At 48.1% G+C, this 15,985-nt stretch carries 20 protein-coding genes; 17 read left to right on the top strand and 3 right to left on the bottom strand.

Annotated elements, in window-relative coordinates; translation table 11 throughout:
* Positions 1 to 2 precede the first annotated feature (2 nt).
* From AQULUS_RS05750 to AQULUS_RS05715, 8 genes are read left to right on the top strand one after another with little or no spacing between them, the layout of a single operon-like run.
* Positions 3 to 902, top strand: a complete 900-nt coding sequence (locus AQULUS_RS05750) for a haloalkane dehalogenase (RefSeq protein WP_148339136.1) — start codon at positions 3 to 5, stop codon at positions 900 to 902.
* Positions 903 to 923: 21 nt separating this feature from the next.
* Positions 924 to 1,943 carry an aspartate-semialdehyde dehydrogenase gene (locus AQULUS_RS05745; protein ID WP_148339135.1) on the top strand — a complete coding sequence of 340 codons (1,020 nt, stop codon included), beginning with the start codon at positions 924 to 926 and terminating at the stop codon, positions 1,941 to 1,943.
* Positions 1,940 to 2,308, top strand: a complete 369-nt coding sequence (locus AQULUS_RS05740; RefSeq protein WP_148339134.1) for a FimV/HubP family polar landmark protein — start codon at positions 1,940 to 1,942, stop codon at positions 2,306 to 2,308. The genes AQULUS_RS05745 and AQULUS_RS05740 overlap by 4 nt, the downstream gene beginning before the upstream one ends.
* 3 nt (positions 2,309 to 2,311) lie before the next feature.
* Positions 2,312 to 3,088, top strand: coding sequence for a tRNA pseudouridine(38-40) synthase TruA (truA, locus tag AQULUS_RS05735; protein WP_148339133.1), 777 nt, complete (start codon positions 2,312 to 2,314; stop codon positions 3,086 to 3,088).
* 55 nt (positions 3,089 to 3,143) lie between these two features.
* Positions 3,144 to 4,028, top strand: a complete 885-nt coding sequence (gene accD / locus AQULUS_RS05730; RefSeq protein WP_148339132.1) for an acetyl-CoA carboxylase, carboxyltransferase subunit beta — start codon at positions 3,144 to 3,146, stop codon at positions 4,026 to 4,028.
* A gap of 50 nt (positions 4,029 to 4,078) precedes the next feature.
* On the top strand, positions 4,079 to 5,050 hold the full coding sequence (locus AQULUS_RS05725) for an SPOR domain-containing protein (RefSeq protein WP_148339131.1): 972 nt from the start codon (positions 4,079 to 4,081) through the stop codon (positions 5,048 to 5,050).
* 10 nt (positions 5,051 to 5,060) lie between these two features.
* Positions 5,061 to 5,477, top strand: a complete 417-nt coding sequence (locus AQULUS_RS05720) for a secondary thiamine-phosphate synthase enzyme YjbQ (protein WP_148339130.1) — start codon at positions 5,061 to 5,063, stop codon at positions 5,475 to 5,477.
* Between the two features lie 60 nt (positions 5,478 to 5,537).
* Positions 5,538 to 6,167, top strand: coding sequence for an HD domain-containing protein (locus AQULUS_RS05715; RefSeq protein ID WP_148339129.1), 630 nt, complete (start codon positions 5,538 to 5,540; stop codon positions 6,165 to 6,167).
* A 54-nt stretch (positions 6,168 to 6,221) separates the two neighbouring features.
* Here AQULUS_RS05715 and AQULUS_RS05710 read toward each other — a convergent pair whose 3' ends face one another.
* The 3 genes from AQULUS_RS05710 to AQULUS_RS05700 form a co-directional block, all read right to left on the bottom strand.
* Positions 6,222 to 7,130 carry an HD-GYP domain-containing protein gene (locus tag AQULUS_RS05710; protein WP_172622750.1) on the bottom strand — a complete coding sequence of 303 codons (909 nt, stop codon included), beginning with the start codon at positions 7,128 to 7,130 and terminating at the stop codon, positions 6,222 to 6,224.
* A 47-nt stretch (positions 7,131 to 7,177) separates the two neighbouring features.
* Positions 7,178 to 7,813, bottom strand: coding sequence for a GAF domain-containing protein (locus AQULUS_RS05705; protein WP_148339127.1), 636 nt, complete (start codon positions 7,811 to 7,813; stop codon positions 7,178 to 7,180).
* Between the two features lie 104 nt (positions 7,814 to 7,917).
* Complete coding sequence (locus AQULUS_RS05700) at positions 7,918 to 8,640, bottom strand: UDP-2,3-diacylglucosamine diphosphatase (protein ID WP_148339126.1); 723 nt, start codon at positions 8,638 to 8,640, stop codon at positions 7,918 to 7,920.
* A 104-nt stretch (positions 8,641 to 8,744) separates the two neighbouring features.
* Here AQULUS_RS05700 and AQULUS_RS05695 point away from each other — a divergent pair, with 104 nt between their 5' ends.
* From AQULUS_RS05695 to AQULUS_RS05655, 9 genes are all read left to right on the top strand, one after another.
* Positions 8,745 to 9,272 (top strand): hypothetical protein, encoded by a 528-nt coding sequence (locus AQULUS_RS05695; protein ID WP_148339125.1) that lies wholly within the window; start codon positions 8,745 to 8,747, stop codon positions 9,270 to 9,272.
* Positions 9,273 to 9,368: 96 nt separating this feature from the next.
* Positions 9,369 to 10,040, top strand: a complete 672-nt coding sequence (gene adk / locus AQULUS_RS05690; RefSeq protein ID WP_148339124.1) for an adenylate kinase — start codon at positions 9,369 to 9,371, stop codon at positions 10,038 to 10,040.
* The gene (locus tag AQULUS_RS05685) at positions 10,037 to 10,510 is read left to right on the top strand and encodes a DUF2147 domain-containing protein (protein WP_148339123.1); all 474 of its coding nucleotides are present in this window, start codon (positions 10,037 to 10,039) and stop codon (positions 10,508 to 10,510) included. Before adk ends, AQULUS_RS05685 begins: the two co-directional genes overlap by 4 nt.
* 231 nt (positions 10,511 to 10,741) lie before the next feature.
* Entirely contained in the window at positions 10,742 to 11,020 is a 279-nt protein-coding gene (locus tag AQULUS_RS05680) for a hypothetical protein (protein WP_148339122.1), read from the top strand.
* A 157-nt stretch (positions 11,021 to 11,177) separates the two neighbouring features.
* On the top strand, positions 11,178 to 12,296 hold the full coding sequence (locus AQULUS_RS05675; protein ID WP_232051845.1) for an ABC transporter permease: 1,119 nt from the start codon (positions 11,178 to 11,180) through the stop codon (positions 12,294 to 12,296).
* Positions 12,293 to 13,075, top strand: coding sequence for an ABC transporter ATP-binding protein (locus tag AQULUS_RS05670; RefSeq protein WP_148339121.1), 783 nt, complete (start codon positions 12,293 to 12,295; stop codon positions 13,073 to 13,075). Before AQULUS_RS05675 ends, AQULUS_RS05670 begins: the two co-directional genes overlap by 4 nt.
* Before the next feature lie 5 nt (positions 13,076 to 13,080).
* Positions 13,081 to 13,905, top strand: a complete 825-nt coding sequence (locus AQULUS_RS05665) for an MlaD family protein (protein WP_148339120.1) — start codon at positions 13,081 to 13,083, stop codon at positions 13,903 to 13,905.
* Positions 13,902 to 14,522 (top strand): ABC-type transport auxiliary lipoprotein family protein, encoded by a 621-nt coding sequence (locus AQULUS_RS05660; RefSeq protein WP_148339119.1) that lies wholly within the window; start codon positions 13,902 to 13,904, stop codon positions 14,520 to 14,522. The genes AQULUS_RS05665 and AQULUS_RS05660 overlap by 4 nt, the downstream gene beginning before the upstream one ends.
* Positions 14,523 to 14,756: 234 nt before the next feature.
* A complete protein-coding gene (locus tag AQULUS_RS05655; protein WP_148339118.1) occupies positions 14,757 to 15,929 on the top strand; it encodes a patatin-like phospholipase family protein in 1,173 nt (390 codons plus the stop codon).
* Positions 15,930 to 15,985: the final 56 nt, after the last annotated feature.

Below are 15,985 nucleotides of genomic sequence, written 5' to 3'. Positions count from 1 at the left end.
ATATGGTAAACGAACGGATTTTCCACACAGTGCAATTGCCGTCCCAATACATTGAGGTGTATGGTTCCAGGATGCATTATGTGGAAGCGGGAGAAGGAAGCCCCATCCTGTTTTTGCACGGCATACCCACGTCTAGTTATTTATGGCGAAATGTCATTCCCCATCTGACACAGCTGGGACGCTGTATCGCGCCAGATCTGATCGGTTTCGGCCATTCGGACAAACCGGATATTGACTATACTGTCTTTGATCATATTCGTTATATCGAAAAGTTCATCGAAACGCTGGGTCTCAAAAATATCACTATCGTCATGCATGGCTGGGGGTCGCTGATAGGATTGGATTATGCGATGCGGCATGAAAGGAATTGCAGAGGGCTTGTTTTTTACGAGGCATTTTTGCGTTCCCTGAATGAAAACGATATTTCCCTGCCGTTCCAGGAGCAACTGATCGCCTTGCAGGGTATGGAAAATGTGTCGGACTTTGTCATGAATGGCAGCGCCTTCGTTGACAAGATCATTCCGCAGAATGTCATGCGGCAATTGACTGAAGAAGAAATGCAGAATTATCGGCAGCCATTTTTGCAGGAAGGTGCCGGCAAACCTATCCTGCAATATCTCAGGGAGTTGCCAAACGGGCAGGGAAAAACACGCATCGATAAGCTGATTGCTGATTATTCCGAAAAACTCAAGCATTCCAGGCTGCCTAAACTAATGCTTTATTCCGTACCTGGATTCATTACGTCCATTGCAACCGTTATCTGGGCCAAGGATAACCTGCCTAACCTGGAAGTCGTTGATATCGGCGAAGAATTGCATCTTGCACAGGAAAGCAATCCCCGGCTGATAGGGGGAACCATCAGTGCCTGGCTGCAGGGCATTGAACAGGCAAAATCAACATAGTGCAGTTGGAGCAAGAAACCCATGAAAAATTATTCCATCGCGATTGTTGGCGCAACCGGCTTGGTCGGCACCACTTTATTGTCTCTGCTCGCGGAGAGAAACTTTCCAGTCAATCAGTTGTTCCCTCTTGCCAGCCAGCAATCATCAGGCAAGCATATTACTTTTCGCGGAGAACAGTATCGCATACAAGACTTGTCTTCGTTTGACTTCACGCGCACCCGTATTGCATTTTTTTGCGTGGGCAATGACCTGGCCGCAGAATATGCGCCCAAGGCGGCAGCGGCGGGGAATGTGGTCATAGACAAGAGTTTTTATTACCGCAATCATGAAGATGTTCCTTTGCTCGTGCCTGAAGTGAATCTTGATGCTCTTGCAGGCTTTCGCAAACGTAACATTATCGCTAACCCTAATTGCAACACTATCCCGATCGCAGTGGGATTAAAGCCCATTTATGACGCAGTGGGTATAGAGCGTATCAATGTCGCCACTTATCAGTCTGTATCCGGAACCGGCAAGGAAGCGGTAGCGGAACTCACGGAACAAAGCCGTCAACTGTTGGATCATCAACACATACAGCCCCGGGTTTATTCGCAGCAGATTGCATTTAACATCCTGCCTCATATCGATGAATTCCAAGATAATGGTTACACGCGGGAGGAAATGAAAATCGTGTGGGAGATGCAAAAAATCTACGATGACCGCACGCTTGCCATCAATCCAACCGCGGTCCGCGTGCCGGTGGTATGCGGTCACTCGGCATCGGTCCATATTGAAACAAGGGAAAAAATCTCGACTGATCAGGCTTTGAAAATTCTTGCCAGTGCGCCTGGTGTCAGACTTGTTACAGGCAAATTTCCTTACGCGACACCGGTAGTGGACGCGACCGGGAATGACCATGTTCATATCGGCCGTGTGCGCGAAGACATCTCTCACACGAGAGGCTTGAATCTCTGGATTGTATCTGACAACTTGCGCAAGGGGGCGGCGACCAACGCTGTCCAGATTGCCGAACATTTAATCGAACACTATTCGCCGCTATGATATTACTGATTATTAAAAGCTATCTCATTTTGCTGGTGTCTATTGGAGCAGGTTCGCTGTTTATGCTTGCCATCGGTTTGTATTTCATTTTCAGAAAACCACCGCCATCCCGAAAGATCGTCTTGCCTGCAAACAGTGCCGCGCAAACAGCCAGTCTCGGTTTTCAGTCTGCGGATCGCTCGTCAGAATGGCATGACCTGACCGCCATCTCGGGTGATGATATCATCGCGACTCAGCTGGATCTGGCGCGCGCATATATTGAATCCGGCAAAAATGACCTGGCAAAAACCATATTGCATTATGTCGCAGAGCAAGGCAGTGCGTCTCAGCAGCAGGAAGCACAACAACTGATGATTCAGATTTAACATATGCGCATTGCACTCGGCATTGAATATAATGGTCACGGTTATTACGGCTGGCAGGGCCAGCGCAGTTTGCCAACTATACAGGGTAAACTGGAAGAAGCCCTGTCCATTGTCGCGAATGAGCCCGTTTTTCTTTTCTGTGCGGGACGCACGGATGCGAATGTGCATGCGACAGGCCAGGTCGTGCATTTTGATACCCGTGCCAAACGCCACATTGATGCGTGGATATGGGGAACGAATTCTCACTTGCCATCCTCTATAGTGGTTCGCTGGGCAAAACAGGTTGATTATCATTTTCACGCCCGATTTACCGCCACAGCGCGCCGCTATCGTTACGTGATTTACAACCATCCCATCCGCCCAGCCATTTTGAACCACAGGGTCACATGGCATTACTATCCATTGGATATAGAGCGTATGCGTGAAGCTGGCAGGCATTTGATTGGCGAACAGGATTTCAGCTCCTTTCGCTCATCCCAGTGTAACTCCAAATCCCCGATGCGCAATGTCACGGAGTTTTCCATTTCGCGCCAGGGTGATTTTGTTGTGATCGAAATACAGGCCAACGCATTCCTGCATCATATGGTTCGCAACATAGCGGGAACACTGGTTAAAATCGGTTCAAATACCCGGGAGCCGGAATGGATGTTTGAAGTCCTTCAGGCCAGGAATCGGCGTGCAGCTGCTGAAACCGCTCCGGCAGATGGTCTGTACCTCACGCGTGTGCTTTATCCAGAGCCCTATATTTTTCCAGTGTCGGATCCTGTGTTTTTGATATAATGCCGCTCCATGTGTCCTTGATTTGTTCAACGATGAGAGAATATAAGGTAACCTTATGAATTGGTTTAAAAAATTGCTGCCTTCACGGATTAGAACAGGTGCCAGTACCAAAAAAGGTGTGCCTGAGGGTTTATGGTCCAAATGTGATAAGTGTAATGCCGTATTATACCGGTCTGAACTGGAAAGAAACCTGGAAGTTTGCCCCAAGTGTGATTATCACATGCGTATCAGTGCCCGCAGGCGCATGGATTATTTTCTAGATCCCGATTCCATGCTGGAAATTGGCGCAGAAATCGGCCCTGAAGACAGACTCAAGTTTAGGGATTTGAAAAAGTACAAGGATCGCCTGTCCGCCGCGCAAAAGGATACTGGTGAAAAAGAAGCGCTGATAGTGATGCGGGGGCAATTGCTGTCCATGCCCGTTGTTGCGGCAGCCTTTGAATACGGCTTTATCGGAGGATCTATGGGCGCGGCGGTTGGCGAACGTTTTGCGCGCGCAGTTAATACAGCCATAGAAATGAACGCACCACTGGTGTGCTTTTCTGCAAGCGGCGGCGCCCGCATGCAGGAGGCGTTGATATCGCTGATGCAAATGGCGAAAGTCAGCGCAGCGCTGGCTCAATTATCCGAACAGGGTATTCCTTATATTTCGGTACTGACGGATCCAACCATGGGTGGTGTATCCGCAAGCCTCGCCATGCTGGGAGATGTTATTATCGCTGAGCCTGATGCCCTGATTGGTTTTGCGGGTCCGCGCGTGATTGAACAGACTGTGCGCGAGAAGCTGCCTGAAGGTTTCCAGCGCAGTGAATTTTTGCTGAAACACGGCGCTATTGACATGATTTTGCATCGCTCGGAAATGCGCCCCGGCATAGGGCGTATCCTGGCGAAATTGACCAGGCAAAAAATTCTTTCTACAGGTGAGGGGAAAGTATTATAGAATAGAAAGTTGATGGCCATTTGACCCCTTATTGACTTTAGAGGTGATACATGGAAAGACAAACTAAGCACAGGATTTTAGGCATTCTTGTTGTTATTGGATTAGTCATTATTTTGTTGCCTTTATTTCAGGGTGGTAAGGAATTATCTACAGAGGCTGCACTCGTTAAAACACCTCCTTTTCCTGATCAATCTATTCAGGTCACGGCGGCGGCTGCCGCACCCGAGGCGGCTGTGCCCGTCCAGCCAGCTGTTGCCGAACAAGCTACGGCGGCACCCCAGCCGGTTGAAAACCATGTCAATCAGACACCGGAAGATGTCATTACTGCTACCCATCCCAGCGTGATCAACGCTGCCGCACCGGGGTCACAAACCTTGCCTGCGCCGTTCCAGGATGATAACAGCGGCAAGGCCGTTGAAGCACAAAATACCGCATCCGGCACTCCCATTCAGGCGCCTGAAGCTGATCCGGGGTCTGACAGTATGAAGATCCAATTATCTCACAGTGATATCATCAAATCGGAAATGATGGCGAATAAATCAAAAGTCACCGCAGAGATGGCGACAACCAATCCTGATCCGGTGAAAACCAGCAATTACCGCATCATAGAAGGTGAAAAGGCCGCGGTATTACTGAAAAAAAACGCGCGCCTCGGCAAAAACAGCCACAGCTCTAAATCGCAAAATCTGTCCGCGATTAAACTGCCTGTCAACAACGTGTTAAAATCAGCGGTCAAGACACCCATAGACGATGACGGCCTGATCAAACTGAAAAGCGCTGTGTGGGTCATCCAGATTGGCAGTTTCAAGAACAAGGCGAACGCACTGCGTGTTGTGAACCAGTTGCGCGCAAATGGATACCGGGCTTTTATCCAGCAGATATCCACAGCCATGGGTGAAAGCACGCGTGTTTTTGTCGGCCCCGAGAACAAACGTACCACGGCCCGCGATCTGGCTGACCGACTGCAAAGTGAAATGCACATTCAAGGTATCGTCATCAGTTATAAACCATTAACCCTGTAAATATGAAACTATGCATAAACAATATAAATTCGAACTAACAACGCCAGGACGAGGATTGATTAACATTACGGATGAAGTTGCAAAATATGTGAATCATGCGAACGTGTCGACAGGATTGTGTCACCTGTTTCTTCATCATACGAGCGCATCGCTGACTCTGTGCGAGAATCACGACCCTCTCGTGCAGAGCGATCTGGAAGCTTTTATGCTGAGGTTGGCTCCGGACGGCGATACGCTCTATGAGCATATAGCTGAAGGCCCTGATGATATGCCGTCGCATGTCAGAACTGTATTGACGCAGAGTTCCCTGATCATACCTGTTTCAGATAACAAGCTGGCGCTGGGTACCTGGCAGGGAATTTACCTGTGGGAACACAGGCTGCGCAGCCATAAACGCAAGATAACGGTGACCATACAAGGTGATTGACTATCTGAAGGACAGAAGTTCTCTCTCTTGTCTGACCATAAAAGACCGACGGTAATCTACATGACTCAGGAATTACTTCTCCAGCCTCCGCTTACCAGCTTTTCTGCACGCATGCAGCAACAGATCCAATTCATTCTTGAACTGGACAAGTTGAAACATGTCATGCGTCGTTCCATGCTGCTTGACCAGTCCCGGACTGAAAACGACGCTGAGCATTCCTGGCATCTATGCATGCTCGCGATAGTGTTTGCCGAATTAGCCGGGCCTGACGTCAACATCGCCCGAGTGATTCGCATGCTGTTAATACACGATATCGTAGAGATTGATGCCGGCGATACCTTCATCTATGAAGAATCTCCGCATGCAGCGAACCAAAACATGCGTGAAAATCTGGCGGCGCAGCGGATTTTTGGCCTGCTGCCGGATGACTTGCGTGATGAATTATGGAATCTGTGGCGCGAATTTGAAGAGAAAAACACTCCGGATGCAAAATTTGCAGCCAGCCTGGATCGAATCCAGCCCTTGTTTTTGAATTATTTTAATCAGGGCGGGACCTGGGCGCGTTATGGTGTATCCTCGGCGCAGGTCAAGGACAAACAGCGTTTTATTGCCGATGCGTCTCAACCCTTATGGGAAATGGTTGAAACGCTGATTGCGGATGCGGTTGAGCGCGGCATGTTGAAAACGTAGCGGGCGTGCCCTGGATTTGGACGCACATCAAGACCAGCAACGTATCCGCAGTTATTACTCTCCGGTGTCTATCTGTCCAGGATCCAGATATTGCCGGGCATAATTCAGATAGATTTTTTCCCTGATAAAGAGGTCGTAAATATCCGGATCGATGTGGCCGTTGTTTTTCATGTCTTCCATGATGGCCAACACTTCCTTTAGTTTTTTAGCTTTCTTGTAAGGTCTGTCGGCGCATGTCAGGGCTTCAAAAATATCTGCAATCATGAGAACCCGTGCCTGCAAGGTGAGGTCGCTCCTTGTTTTGCCTGATGGGTACCCTTTGCCATCCATTCGCTCATGATGGCTGCCGGCTATCTCGGGTACATTTTGCAAGTTCGCGGGATAAGTCAGCGATTCAAGCATGGTTTTCGTATGTTTGACATGGCTCTGGATAATTTCTCTTTCCTCATCATTTAATGTTCCTCTTGAAACACTGAGACTGATGACTTCATCTTCTGTTAAAAGCGGCTTCATTTTATTTCCATCATGGTAACTGTATTTGCTGGCAATCTGGCGTATGCGCTGCTTGTCATCGTCTGGCAAAAACTCTCCTCCCCGGTTTACCTCTCGTATGAATTCTTTTGCCTGGTCCAGGTCTGCAATATCCTGAACATATTTTTTTTCAAGTTTGGCGTGGTCATTTCCTTTGACACGCTGCAATTGTTCCAGATAATGAATTTTGATATCACGCCGGATGACTTCAAATCGCTCATTAATGACTTCCAGACGGTCGCACACTGTTTCAAGCTTGGTGGATTTATCCATTACATGCTCAGGTACAATCAATTTGCCACAATCATGCAGCCAGGCTGCGATGACCAACTCATCAAATTGATCTTTGGTAAACGGTGTCAGACCAGGTGTGCCTTTAGATGACCGATTTATTGCATTGGCGATCATGATGGTTAAAATCGGGACGCGCATGCAATGATTACTGGTGTATTTACTCTTTGCATCAATGGACTTCGCGATCATCTGCAGCATGGAATCGAATATTTTTTTTGTGACTGTATCAACTCCTGTTTTGTCAGTGTAATGGCTGCCTGTGATGCCAGGGATTCGACAGCCAAACCCATCTCTTTACGAAAGGAAATGATCGTTCCCGTCGCCGTATCCCTGGCATTGATGAGTTGCAGGATTCCGATAGTATTTCCTTCATGATCTCGTAGCGGGACATTCAGAAATGAGCGGGATTGATATCCCAGCTTCTTGTCCACTTTTTTCATGCCGGAGAAAACAAGTTCCTTATCCTGGTAAGCGTCTTGAATAAAGACAGTCTTGTTTTGATGGTAGCAATAGCTGGCGACATTTTTCAAATTGGGTTTGCCATGGATGAATAACGGGATGGAAGTGACCGGCAGCCCGATATCAATCATGCTTTGAGGCTTGATCCGTAATGATTCATTGGCGAAGATGGCAAAGCTCAGTCTGTTTTTTTTGTATACCAGATACAAGGTGCCGCCATCCGCATTTGTCAAGTGCATGGCTTCTGATAAAATCATTTCCAGGAGTTTCGTATGGCTTTTTTCCGTAGATAACGCCACCCCGATTTTATTTAACCTTTCAAGCAATTGAAAACATTGCGGTACATCTTTCTTGGTTATCATATCGAATGTGGTTCTTGCTGATTGAATACTCAAAGTATAGATGGAAATAATGCGCGCGGCCGGTTTTTTGGTATAAAAGCCGCGGTGTGAAGTGAGGTATTAATCTAAAAATCAACTAATTGTCTGTTTCCCGCCGCGTCCCATACCAGCATGTTGCCGCGCTCATGCCAGGCGCCTAGTACAATGCGAAATACCCGGGCGCGTTCAAACTCAAGCACATGAATGTCAGGCCGATGTGTATGGCCGTGCACAAGACAGGATACCTTGTGTTTCCTGAAAATCTCAGTCACTGCATCAGGCGTGACATCCATTACTTCGCTGGATGCGCTGGCTGTGTGCTGTCTGCTTTTGGCCCGCATGGCAGCGGCAATTTTTTTACGAATGACAAGCGGGAGAAGGAGGAATATTTTTTGCAGAAATAAATTGCGCATGACTTTTCGCGCCTTGAGATAGTCTATGTCTTTAGTGCAAAGGGTGTCGCCATGCATGATCAAGGCGTCGGTTTGATAGACTTTGATTCGGGTTTCATCGGGCAGCAGCCGGCATCCTGTTTCATCCAGAAAACGTCCGCCGACAAGAAAATCACGGTTTCCATGCATAAAATACACGGGCACACCCTTGTGAACGAGCGATTTTAACGCCTGTTTTATCTGCTGTTGAAAGAGGGTGTTTTCATCGTCGCCAATCCATACTTCAAACAGATCTCCGAGAATATAAACAGCATCGGTATCGGAGCCGAGATCTCGTGTCATCTGTATGAATTTTTCCGCCGCTTCCGGATGGGTTTCATCCAGGTGCAGATCAGAGATAAAAATGGTTTTTCGCATATCCGCCATAAGAGCCTATTTTATATGAACTTATTCCATCCGTCCCGCCTCAGTCTTTCTTAATGTCACTATCTTATACTAAAATTAAATGAGGAGGTGTGATTATGCCCCTGCTGACAAGCGAGACTACACTGGTTTTATGGCATGAAACAATCAAAAATGCCGAAATACGCTGCTCCATTTCGTTGACCCAGGAACTCGAAACCTACCTGATCTCTCTGCTGATTCGCTATACAGACAGGCCTGAAGTGGCCCAGCAGATTTTTGCAAAAACATTTTTGGAAGCCATGCAGCAGCGCGAACGGCAGCGCAACGCCTGCTTGCAGAATGTGGGCGATCAATGTCTGCTGTATGCCGGGCTTTTCCCCCGCCAAGCGCAAAAGAAACATGTCAAAATCAATTACTTCGTTGATCTTGGCCGTTCTGCTTATGCGACTATCTCCAATACAGCCAATGATATCTATTGGTCACTGGCCTTGCAATTTGTCACGCTGATGGATGTGCTTCAATCGATTCGTGAGACACCGGATTTGATGCCTCTGGAAGCCTATGACCAATGGAATGAATTAGGCAGTCAGCGGGCCTTATCGTGTCTGCTGGGTTACACCCGAGGCGTTCCAGTCAAAAAATAGCCATCATATTCTGTACTCTATGGGCGAGAAACATTGTGTTCAATCTCCCGGCACACTAAAATACCCCGAGCTTTTTCAAAAATGGGGGTTGGATCAATGCGATTAATACTGCTCGGCTGCCCGGGCGCAGGCAAGGGTACGCAAGCCAAGTTGATAGGCGAGCGATACCACATACCACCCATTTCGACTGGCGATATTCTGCGCAATGCTATTCAGCAGGCGACGGAATTGGGTAAGCGGGTAAAAACCATTGTTGAAAGCGGTCGCCTGGTTCCCGATGATATCGTCATCGATCTGGTGGAAGACCGAATCAGGCAGCCCGATTGCAAAAACGGGTTTTTGCTGGATGGGTTTCCGCGCACTGTTGCGCAGGCAGAGGCTTTGCAACGCCTCACGCCGCTGGATTATGTAATCGACATTGATGTGCCTGAAGAGGAAGTGGTCAAGCGCTTGAGCGGCAGACGGATTCATCCAGGCTCGGGGCGGATATATCACATCCATTACAATCCACCGCGTACGGCTGGTCAGGATGATATTACCGGGGAAGTCTTGATACAGAGGCCGGATGATAGTGAAGAAACCGTACGCAAACGCCTGACTGTTTACCAGACCCAGACTCATCCTCTGCGTGAGTACTACGCGCATCCGGTCGAGCGTGGCGGAACGCGCCACCCGCAGTATGTCAAAATAGACGGCACTGGTTCAGTGGACGAAATCAAAAACAAGATATTTACACTGCTTGACAAACGTAAGGAAACGATCAAATGAAAAAAGCCCTGTTTTATGCCTTGATAAGTCTGTCACTTTTCATGTTTGCCGCAGTGTGTCCGGCTGCCAGCTTCAATTCCCCGCTGGGTTACTGGAAGACGATTGATGATGTCACAGGCAAGCCCAAATCAATACTGAAAATCTATCAATCTGGCGGCGCGTTATATGGACAAATTGTCAAGATTTATCCCCGTCCGGGCTATGATCAAAATGAGTTATGCACCGCTTGCAAGGGTTACAGACACAATCAGCGTATCGTGGGCATGGTGATTATGGAAGGATTGCGCCAGAACCCTAACAGCCCGGCAGAATGGAGCGGCGGAACTATTCTGGACCCTCTTAACGGCAAAATTTACAATTGCTACATTACCTTGATCAGTAACGGTCAGAAGCTCAATGTAAGAGGGTATATCGGAATATCCCTCTTTGGCCGTACCCAGACATGGATACGGGTGCCCAAGCCAGACTGAAAATTGAACAAGTTATCATTACAGACAAGAGCAAGAGACGCGCCTGGTGTTGTCGATGCCTCTCTTGCTCAGGCGTTAATGAGATTAATTTTTACAAACTTGAAGTAAAAGGTTAATACATAGACAAATTCTGCGTTCTTAATAATCTCTTTCTCATTCTTCATTATAATTAAAAATGCACACATTAATTAAATGGATTACCGACATAAAAGAACGAAGGAGAACCCTGTCATGAAGATTCAATTACTCGATTCAAACACCAAGCAACCCATGCGTAATTATAAACTGCAGCTGCAAGTCCGCGGCAAGGACAGCGGCTATATTTCCGCCACGACAGATCCGCAAGGCTATTTTCAACTGGATGAAAAATACAAAGGCCAGCAAATTTCGCCGCAGTTGAACGGCAGCCAAAATCAGTGGTTCAATGCTAATGATGGTTTGAAACTTTATTTCAACAACACACAAGCCGGCTCCAAGCAAAAACAGCCCAGTACCACATCTCACAAATAAAAGCGCATCATTATCATCGTTAATGGGCTGTTTCAAGACAGCCCATTTTGTTTTATGCAGTGTTGTTTCATCTCTCATTCCTCGCTGTGCAAGGTTTGCAATCACCCTGGATTCAAGAGATACTTGGGGAACTCTGATAGCAACTCTGTAAAGGATTATGAAGGCACAAAACGCGATTCAATTTGATCCTGACAAGCGTATATTGACGTGTCGCGGCGACTGGAATCTCGCGAATCTGGCGCAATTGAAATCCTTGCTGGCGGCGATAAGCTGGCCGGCCAGGGGTCAAGTTTCTATTGATGGCACCTCCATTGCCAGAATGGACAGCGCGGGTGCATGGCTGCTGATTGATCTGAAAAATACACTGTCGCGGCAAGGATTGAGAATCGAATGGGTGCACTTTCCTGAACAATCCCGGTCACTGCTGGCTATTATCGAAAATCAAGTCAGGGAGCAAACTCCGCTGCCTGCCAGCAAGAAAATAACCTTTCTGACAGCGGTGGGCAAGAATACCATTGAGCAGCTGCAGGAATTCCAGCTGTATCTTGCTTTCATCGGCGGTCTTACATTCGAAACTCTGCGCCTTATTCTGCATCCCCGTCATTGGCGCTGGAATGCGCTTGCCAGCGTCATCTACCGCACGGGCTACCAGGGGCTGCCCATCATCGCGCTTCTTTCATTTCTGATCGGAGTGGTGTTGACTTACCAGATGGGTCTGCAGTTACGTAATTATGGAGCCAATATCTATATCGTGGATTTACTGGGCTTGTCTGTATTGCGCGAATTCGGTCCTTTAATTACTGCCATTATGGTTTCCGGCAGAACGGGCTCTGCGTTCACAGCGAGTATAGGCATGATGAAATTGAATCAGGAAATTGATGCCTTGAATACTCTGGGTGTGACACCGGCCGAGCTGTTGCTGTTACCCCGGATTCTGGGTCTTCTGATATCACTGCCGCTGCTGACCATGTGGTCTGACATCTTCGGCGTCGTGGGAGGCATGGTAATGTCCAACAATATGCTGGGCATCACCTGGTATGAATTCCTGCAGCGATTCCCCCAGCAAATTCCTTTGCGTGCCTTCCTGATAGGAATTGGTAAGGCGCCAGTCTTTGCCCTGATTATCGCAAGTATAGGCTGTTTTCAAGGCATGCAGGTAAAAAACAGCGCCGACAGCGTGGGGCAAAACACCACTCGCAGCGTGGTACTCGCGATATTTTTTATTATCGTTGCAGATGCCGTTTTCTCTGTCATCTTTAGTAAGATGAAGTTATGAGCAGTCAGAATACCATTATCGAGATTACCGGACTTAAGACTTGCCTGGGCGGCGATTGGGTGCATAAGGGGATAGACTTGTCTGTACGCCGCGGTGAAGTGCTGGGAATCGTAGGCGGCAGCGGCAGCGGGAAAACAACGTTATTAAGAGAAATGATGTGCCTGACCAGGCCATCCGCGGGAACGATCAAAATATTCGGCCAGGATATCACGGCAGCTTTACCAGCCGATATTCTGGAAATCCAGCGGCGCTGGGGCGTGTTGTTTCAATCCAATGCCTTGTTCAGTTCACTCACATTGCTTGATAATGTCATCTTTCCACTCAAGGAACATACTTGCCTGGATGATGCCAGCATCAAGGAGCTGGCTTTGCTGAAGATACTCATGGCTGGCCTCCCTGTTGATGCGGCGCTCAAATATCCCGCTGAATTAAGCGGAGGCATGCAAAAGCGCGGGGGGCTCGCACGGGCAATCGTGCTAGACCCGGAACTCATTTTTCTGGATGAACCCACCGCGGGTCTGGACCCCAACACCGCGGCCGGGTTTGATCAGCTGATACGGAACTTGCAGAGTACTATGGGTTTGACTATTGTAATGGTAACGCATGATCTAGACAGTCTATGGTCAGTAACAGACCGGGTGGCGTTTTTAGGCGAGGGCCGCGTCTTGAGTGTGGACAGCATGCCTGCACTGGTCAAAAACCCTCACCCCTTGATACAGGAATTTTTTGGCGGGCCGCGGGGCAGGGCAGCCGGGGAAAGCTATAAACATGGAGAATAGCCGCCATGGATACTGATGTGAATTACACACTGGTGGGTGCATTTGTCATTTTTCTGGTATCCGCAGTCGTTTTTTCAGTGATATGGCTTTCATCCGGGCTATCAGCCATTCAATACTCCAACTACCTGATTTACAGCCAGGAATCGGTTTCCGGTCTCAGCATTGATGCACCGGTAGAATACAATGGAGTGAATGTGGGGGCAGTCAAAGCCATTTCCATTGACAAATCCAACCCCCATCTGGTCAAGGTGTTGCTCAGCATCAACACCTCGACGCCGATTACCCGGGGAACGGTGGCCACATTGACTACCAAAGGAATTACCGGCGTGGTATTTATCGCCCTGAAAGATTCCGGAAATGACTTGACGCCGCTCGTCACGGTATCAGGGCAAGATTATCCGGTTATTCCAACTGCTCCATCCATTTTTATGCGTCTGGATATCGCCCTGACCCGGCTCTCGAAAAACCTGCAGACTGTCGCCGATGCGTTTCGGTCGCTGATGGACAAGGAGAACCTGAAGTCTTTCAAGGATATTCTTGCCAATCTTGACCGCCTGACCACAACGCTTTCCGCCAATAGCCAACGACTGAATTTATTGATTTTGAACACCACACGCGCGAGCCAGCAACTCACACCGTTGCTGCAATCCAGTACCAGCGCGATGAAAACACTGGAGCTGCAAACCTTGCCGACCACTTATAGATTGCTGTCCAATCTGAACGATGTCGCTCGGACCCTGGGTGAGGTTTCCACGCAGCTTAAACAAAACCCTTCCATGCTAATTCGTGGTGCGGCAGTCCCACCACCCGGACCAGGTGAAAAACGATGATTTTCTATTCAATACAATTCATGCGGTACGGTATCCTGATACTTGCATTTGTCTCGCTTTCGGCATGCTCGTTTTTGTCTCCCGTCAAGCCTAACCTGCCAGACCGATATTTGATAAACAGATTACCCGCGCATGTGCCTGTCAAAAAAAACCGTCAGGCTGTCATTCTGGTTTCAATGCCCGAAACCCATGCGATCTATAACACAACGCAAATGGCTTATTCGATCAAGCCTTATCAGATTGCTTATTTTAGCCAGAATGAATGGGCCGAACCTCCTGTGCAAATGCTGCAACCTTTATTAGTCCAGACGCTGCAAAATACACATTCTTTCCGCAGCGTGGTTACACCGCCTTACAGCGGGCATTTTGATTATGTGCTTAATACACAATTGCTGGAGCTTAAACAGGATTTTACACGGCGCACACCGGTCTTGGTTATGACTGTCAATGCCCAGTTATACAAGGTATCCAGCCAGCAAATCATTGCTGCCAGGCAATTTAACGCGGAAGTGATGATTCCTTACGGAACACCGTACGGAGGAGTATTTGCCGCGAATTACGCCGCATCCTATATTCTCGGGCAAATCGCAAATTTTTGTCTGGCGAATATTCACTGAGAGAACTTGCCTCAGGCGCTGGGGCGTAACGCATCGTGTTAGCGGGTTCCGCGGCTTAACCTGCAAAAAGCCTCTTGTTCTGCTCAAGCAAGGGCGTCTTTGAATTATATGATGTAAATTCAACAAGATAATAATGGGCGTGACTATCCGCCCCGCCGGACATGGCGTACTGGTCCGTCTTCGTGAAAATACGGGTATAATGTAAAAGTGTCCTGAAAATGATAAGGAAGCATCATGGCAGAAACACAACCCGTTTTATTCGATAAAACCGTATTTCTGTTACATGGCGGGGGAGCGCTGGGAGCCTATCAGGTTGGCGTGTTCAAGGGATTAAGTGAGCAAGGCTATTCACCGGACTGGGTAATAGGAACGTCCATAGGGGCTATCAACAGCGCGATCATCGCAGGCAACCCTCACGAACAACGTGTCAGTAAACTGCAAGGCTTCTGGAATACCATCGCGACAAATATTCCAGCAGCTCCGAATTCTATCAACAATATCACCATGGAACGGATGCAGCACGAATTCAGCGCGCAAGTCACCACACTCACAGGGCAGCCCGGATTTTTCAAGCCACGCTGGTGGAACCCCTGGCTGGGGATTGAAAGCACTGCGGACAAGCTGAGTTATTACGATACCAGCATGCTGCGCGATACATTGCTGGAATTCATCGATTTTAATCTCATTAATCAAAAACAGACGCGTCTCAGCATGGGCGCGGTGCGTGTCGCAACGGGGAAGCTGGTTTATTTTGACAATACCAAGATCACAATCACTCCCGAGCATATCATGGCCAGCTGCGCCTTGCCGCCGGGATTTCCAGCTGTAGATGTGGACGGCGAATTTTATTGGGATGGAGGACTGCATTCCAATACACAACTTAATTTATTACTCTGCGAGCGGGAGCCCATACGCTACTTGTGCTTTATGGTGCATTTGTTTGATGCTTACGGAACGCGGCCAACGAATATGGATGGCGTCTATAAACGCCAGAAGGAAATTACCTATTCCAGCCACCACAAACAAGCCATATTTGTTTATCGAAATATTCATAATTTGAGGCATGCCATTCGCGTTTTGGGAGAGAATTTGTCTCCCGAGAAGAAAGAGGATCCCGAATTAAAAAAAATTCTCGATCTGGGGCAGACCGGAATCATACATCTCGCGCGATTTCACTGCAAAGGCAAACATTCGGAACTCTCATCGAAAGATTATGAATTTTCCCTGCCCACTATCCTGGCTCGTATTAAAAACGGTTGCGACGACGTATATAAGGTCATGCGCAATCCACCCTGGATCCAACCGTGTCCGGATGATGTGGGCCTGGTTTTGTACGAGGTATCGGAACACCCGGTAGTGGAAGACAGTTTGTTTGATGAAATCGCAAATTATGCTGCGATCACCTGATTTCGCTGTACGCCAGGATTGAATAAGACCCAGCAGCCAGATGAGAAGGAGTAAAT

The sequence above is a fragment of the Aquicella siphonis genome, assembly GCF_902459485.1.
In the GTDB taxonomy this organism is placed as follows: Bacteria; Pseudomonadota; Gammaproteobacteria; order DSM-16500; family DSM-16500; genus Aquicella; species Aquicella siphonis.
This window is presented reverse-complemented; position numbering and strand designations above follow the sequence as displayed.

Coding starts and splice junctions, on each gene's coding strand:
- AQULUS_RS05750 (WP_148339136.1), top strand. CDS start 3: ATGGTAAACGAACGGATTTTCCACACAGTGCAATTGCCGTCCCAATAC.
- AQULUS_RS05745 (WP_148339135.1), top strand. CDS start 924: ATGAAAAATTATTCCATCGCGATTGTTGGCGCAACCGGCTTGGTCGGC.
- AQULUS_RS05740 (WP_148339134.1), top strand. CDS start 1,940: ATGATATTACTGATTATTAAAAGCTATCTCATTTTGCTGGTGTCTATT.
- truA (WP_148339133.1), top strand. CDS start 2,312: ATGCGCATTGCACTCGGCATTGAATATAATGGTCACGGTTATTACGGC.
- accD (WP_148339132.1), top strand. CDS start 3,144: ATGAATTGGTTTAAAAAATTGCTGCCTTCACGGATTAGAACAGGTGCC.
- AQULUS_RS05725 (WP_148339131.1), top strand. CDS start 4,079: ATGGAAAGACAAACTAAGCACAGGATTTTAGGCATTCTTGTTGTTATT.
- AQULUS_RS05720 (WP_148339130.1), top strand. CDS start 5,061: ATGCATAAACAATATAAATTCGAACTAACAACGCCAGGACGAGGATTG.
- AQULUS_RS05715 (WP_148339129.1), top strand. CDS start 5,538: ATGACTCAGGAATTACTTCTCCAGCCTCCGCTTACCAGCTTTTCTGCA.
- AQULUS_RS05710 (WP_172622750.1), bottom strand. CDS start 7,130: ATGCGCGTCCCGATTTTAACCATCATGATCGCCAATGCAATAAATCGG.
- AQULUS_RS05705 (WP_148339127.1), bottom strand. CDS start 7,813: ATGATAACCAAGAAAGATGTACCGCAATGTTTTCAATTGCTTGAAAGG.
- AQULUS_RS05700 (WP_148339126.1), bottom strand. CDS start 8,640: ATGCGAAAAACCATTTTTATCTCTGATCTGCACCTGGATGAAACCCAT.
- AQULUS_RS05695 (WP_148339125.1), top strand. CDS start 8,745: ATGCCCCTGCTGACAAGCGAGACTACACTGGTTTTATGGCATGAAACA.
- adk (WP_148339124.1), top strand. CDS start 9,369: ATGCGATTAATACTGCTCGGCTGCCCGGGCGCAGGCAAGGGTACGCAA.
- AQULUS_RS05685 (WP_148339123.1), top strand. CDS start 10,037: ATGAAAAAAGCCCTGTTTTATGCCTTGATAAGTCTGTCACTTTTCATG.
- AQULUS_RS05680 (WP_148339122.1), top strand. CDS start 10,742: ATGAAGATTCAATTACTCGATTCAAACACCAAGCAACCCATGCGTAAT.
- AQULUS_RS05675 (WP_232051845.1), top strand. CDS start 11,178: ATGAAGGCACAAAACGCGATTCAATTTGATCCTGACAAGCGTATATTG.
- AQULUS_RS05670 (WP_148339121.1), top strand. CDS start 12,293: ATGAGCAGTCAGAATACCATTATCGAGATTACCGGACTTAAGACTTGC.
- AQULUS_RS05665 (WP_148339120.1), top strand. CDS start 13,081: ATGGATACTGATGTGAATTACACACTGGTGGGTGCATTTGTCATTTTT.
- AQULUS_RS05660 (WP_148339119.1), top strand. CDS start 13,902: ATGATTTTCTATTCAATACAATTCATGCGGTACGGTATCCTGATACTT.
- AQULUS_RS05655 (WP_148339118.1), top strand. CDS start 14,757: ATGGCAGAAACACAACCCGTTTTATTCGATAAAACCGTATTTCTGTTA.